We start from the raw sequence: 4,419 nt of genomic DNA on the forward strand, positions 1-4,419 counted from the left end.
GCTTTGTTGTATTTTTCTTTTGAGTATTTTATTTTGGTTTTGGGGTTCTTTAGTAGCTTTTAATGACATATATATTTTTAGTAGTTCATTTTTAAGATTTAGTATTATTTTGATAATTTGGCTTATTGTTTTTTTGTTTTTTTTATTAAAGCCTATTATAAATTTTATATCTTCTTTAAAAAGCGAAAAAAGATTAAAATTTAAAGTCCTAAAAAAAGAAGCTGATGAGTTCATTTACAAATCTAAAAGAAACTTCTTTTTATCTCTTAAAGATGCCAAAGAAACATGGAAGAATGATTTAAAAACAAAAAATTTACCCTTAATTATCATCATAGGAAATGAAGGAGCTGGAAAAAGCACTTTTATTAATTATTCTGACATCGAATACCCACTTAGTGATAGTTTAGAGTCTTATAAAAAATTCCATAAGTCTACTAGAAATTTTGCACTTTATGTATCAAAAAAAGGTGCTTTATTAGATACAGAAGGAAATTATTTTTCACAAGAAGAATTTTTTAAGCCTACAAATAGCGATGAAATACCTGAAGATGATATAGATAAAAATAGAGATTTTTTAATTAAAAAAAATATATGGAAAAAATTCCTTACTTTTCTCAATAAAAATTTTTTTCATAGCAAACTAAATGGAATTATTTTAGTTGTTGACACTATAATTTTCTTAAATAATCCTAAGGAGTATTCCAAAAATCTTATTAGATATCTAACAAAAAGAGTCAATGAATGTGAAAAAATTTTAAATTTAAAACTGCCTATTTATATAGTTTTTTCAAAACTCGATTTGATCGAAGGCATGAAAGAGTATTTTGATATTTTTGATAAAAAAATTTCAAATAAAATTTTAGGATTATCTTTTGGACAAATCTTAAATGAAGAATATTTAAATAATGAATTTAAGGAATTAAGTGATTCATTATTATGTTCTTTAATGAGCAAAAATTCCTACATTCATAATATAGAAAATAAAAATAAAAGTTACTTATTTTTAAAGCAACTTGACAATCTATTTGCATTAGTAAAGACATTTATTTTAGATATACAAGAAGAAAATAAACTTAAAAATGATTCTTATCTTAGAGGAGTTTATTTTGTTAGTGCTTATCAAGAAAATATTCCTAGAAATTTCTTACTCGATGCCATATGTGAGAAATATAACTGCAAAAAAGTATTATCGAAATCCAATATTATACATAATAAACAAAGCTATTTTGTTAAATCACTGCTCGAAGATTTAATTTTTACAGATTATTCTTTAAGCACTATGAAATCTTATTCTAAAAAATTATCTTTTTTAATTATAATTTTAATCATAAGCTTTGGAACATATGCTATATCTTCTTATTTTATAAGTAAAAACAATAAAGAATTCGAAAAAAGCCAAAACACCTTAAGATCTTTACAATTGCTTCTTAAAGATCAAGATTATCAAAATTTAAATATTAAACAAAAAGCTGACTTCTTAATTGAATTGAGAAATATTTTAAATACTTATCCTGAACTTTGGCAAGATAATAATATATTTCAATATTTAAATCTAAATCTCTCATACAAAGGATTTAAAGAAGCTAAACAACTTTATTATAAACTAAATGAAGATGTGTTAAAAAATACTTTATTAAAAGAAATGGAATATACTTTACTTACCGATACAAATAAAGAAAATTTAATCAAAACCTTATATATGTATAGATCTTTGTTTGAACAAAAATATTTTAATAAAGAAATACTAAAAATTTGGATTAACGAGAATTGGAATACTTTAAGTAAGTATTCAATCTCTAAAGATGACTTTCTAGAAGGGGTGGATGAACTTAAACAATTTAATCTTAAATCTTTTACAGAAGATGAAAACAGTATACATACAGGAAAAAGAAAACTTGAGAGTATAAGTAGAACTCAAAGAATTTACATTCTTCTTAATTTTTTAAATAGCGATAAACCTAAAGAAAAATATCTTATAAAAGAGGATTTAGGTTTTGCTGCAAATAGTGTATTTTCAAATAATTCTCAAATAACTTCTATAGATAAAATATATACAAAAGTTGGTATGATGGACTTTTTAAATGATTTAAATCAACAAGTTGACACCGCAATCAATATTGAATCTTGGATGTTAGATAACAATTTTAAAGAAAATAAAAACACTTTGACTATGGGTATTTTAAAATTATACTTAAGTGAATACCAAAATGCTTGGCAAAATCTACTCGCTTCATTGCAACCTGTTAGGTATAATACCAAAGAGGCAATGCTTAACGAGCTTGATATTTTATCAAAAAAAGAAAACCCTTTATATTCTTTGTTAAAAATTGTTAGTTCTAATACAAATTTAAATGATGCAGTTTTACTAACTCAAGCCTACAATTTAGGATTAAATGCTGGGGAAATTAGATCAAATTTTATTGGGGTAAGCAATGCTTTCACACAATATCATAAGCTAGTAAACAAAAATACACTTTTGAGTGTTGGTAATATAGAAGTGGGCAAAGGCACTGATGATGAAAAAATATTAGATATTCTTAATACAAATATTACAAATATATCCAATAAAATTATAGATTTTAGTTCTAATAGTAACCAAAGCGCTGAAGAAAAAATTTCATATGCTCTTGGAGGCAATAAAGATGCCAATGATCCTTTTGCTGTATTTCAAATGAACATAAAAAAATTACCTAATGATTTAGAGAGATATTATAGTCAGCTTTCTAATTATTCGTGGAATTTTATAGAAAATCATGGTATTTCTTTATTTAATACCGCTTGGATTAATGAAGTGTATAATCCATTTGTTAATGATATTGCACCATATTATCCTTTTAATGATGAGAGTGTAGCAGATCTTAGTATGGATAGCTTTAAAACATTTTTTGGCAGAAATGGAGTATTAAATAGTTTTTATAAAAAATACTTGAATAATGTTTTAGTAAAAAGAAAAAATAGCTATTCTATTAATTCTCAATTTGCTTCAAAATTAAATTTCTCTAAAGAATTTTTAGATTTTATCACCAATGCAGGCAATCTCTCAAGCCTCATACTGAATGCTAATGATAATATAAGAGTTAATTTTACCATTCAAAGCCTTGATTTAAGTGCAGATTTTTCCTTTGTAAAGCTTGGCTATAACAATAAAAATATTCAATACGATCATACTCTTGATCAAACCCTACAAATTGTAGCAGAAGAATTCAATAATGGAACAAGTTTAAATTTTACAGCCTACAACTACTCCAATCCTAATTTAAATTATACAAAATCATATAAGGGAGAATGGGCATGGTATAAGTTTATAAAAGATAATAAAAACAATTCTACATACAGCATTATGTTTAATAATAATAAAAACTTATATTTTGACTTTGAAATTATTAACGGTGCTAGTGATTTAAATAATATAGTTTATATTTTAAATAATCTTAAAATAGTAGAAAATATCACAGGGGTAAATAAACAATGATAGAAAAAGAAGAATTAGGAATTACTATTGAGAATTATGACGAATGCATTAGTGGTTCTAAAGCATTTGTATTTGATACAAAGGGTGGAACTATAGGAAGTGGTGATGATTGCACTTTTCGTATTCAAGATAAACTAGAGCAAATCAAAAATACCCATGCCATAGTATCTTATGAAGAAGGATCTTTTACAATTGCAGCTTTTGAAGATTCTGATATTTATTATAACAAGTCCTTTTCTAGAATGCCAAGTGGCTATGAAATAATAATCAGTATAGGCGATACTTTTAAAATCGGTAATTTAGAATTTAGATTTGTGGATGCAAAAAGCATTGAAGAAAGTATCAAAGAAAATAAAAAATACTTAGAAGACATTGAAAAACGCAATCATTTTGATGAAATTGAAATTGAACCTAGGGGAAAAACAAGTATAAATTTTGACAAAAACGAAGAGTTGAAAGAGATTTTAAAAAATAATAATTATAAGTTTATCGAGGAAGAAAAGGCAGATGATAGCTTTTTAAAAGAAATCATTCAAAAAAATCCAAATTCATTAGAGTATGAAAATATTCTAAAAAGTTTGGTAAAAAATTTAAAAGATATTAAAACAAAACAACAAAACTCTAAATTAAATAATGATTATTCTCCTATCAATATTAAAGATTTTGAAAGTATTATTAATAATATACCCTTAATCAAATCCACAAAATTAATCAATATATTAGCCCTTAGCTTAATTGCAAAAGAATTATATACTCCAATATTTGAAGAAATGGAAGAAAATATGTTTATTAAATATATTGAAGCTGCCATACAAAATAATATTAAAGAAGATAAGATTCTTTTTGAAAATCTTACCATCAAAGCATTGGAAAAGTATATTAAAGATTTTGAGTGATTCTTTACTCTTTTACACCATGCTCTTTAGCATAAGCTAGTATTTTAGCTC

Annotated in this window: 2 protein-coding genes; both read left to right on the forward strand. The window is 24.5% G+C overall.

The window, feature by feature from the left end:
• Window positions 1-3,472 (forward strand): type VI secretion system membrane subunit TssM (tssM, locus tag H2277_RS08630; protein WP_337201913.1); only part of this gene is annotated, 3,472 nt, incomplete at its 5' end.
• The gene (locus H2277_RS08635; RefSeq protein WP_337201914.1) at window positions 3,469-4,368 is read left to right on the forward strand and encodes an FHA domain-containing protein; all 900 of its coding nucleotides are present in this window, start codon (window positions 3,469-3,471) and stop codon (window positions 4,366-4,368) included. The genes tssM and H2277_RS08635, both read left to right, overlap by 4 nt.
• The last annotated feature ends 51 nt before the right edge of the window (window positions 4,369-4,419 follow it).

Origin of the sequence: Campylobacter sp. W0014 (assembly GCF_020135975.1) — a bacterium.
Taxonomy (GTDB): domain Bacteria; phylum Campylobacterota; class Campylobacteria; order Campylobacterales; family Campylobacteraceae; genus Campylobacter_D.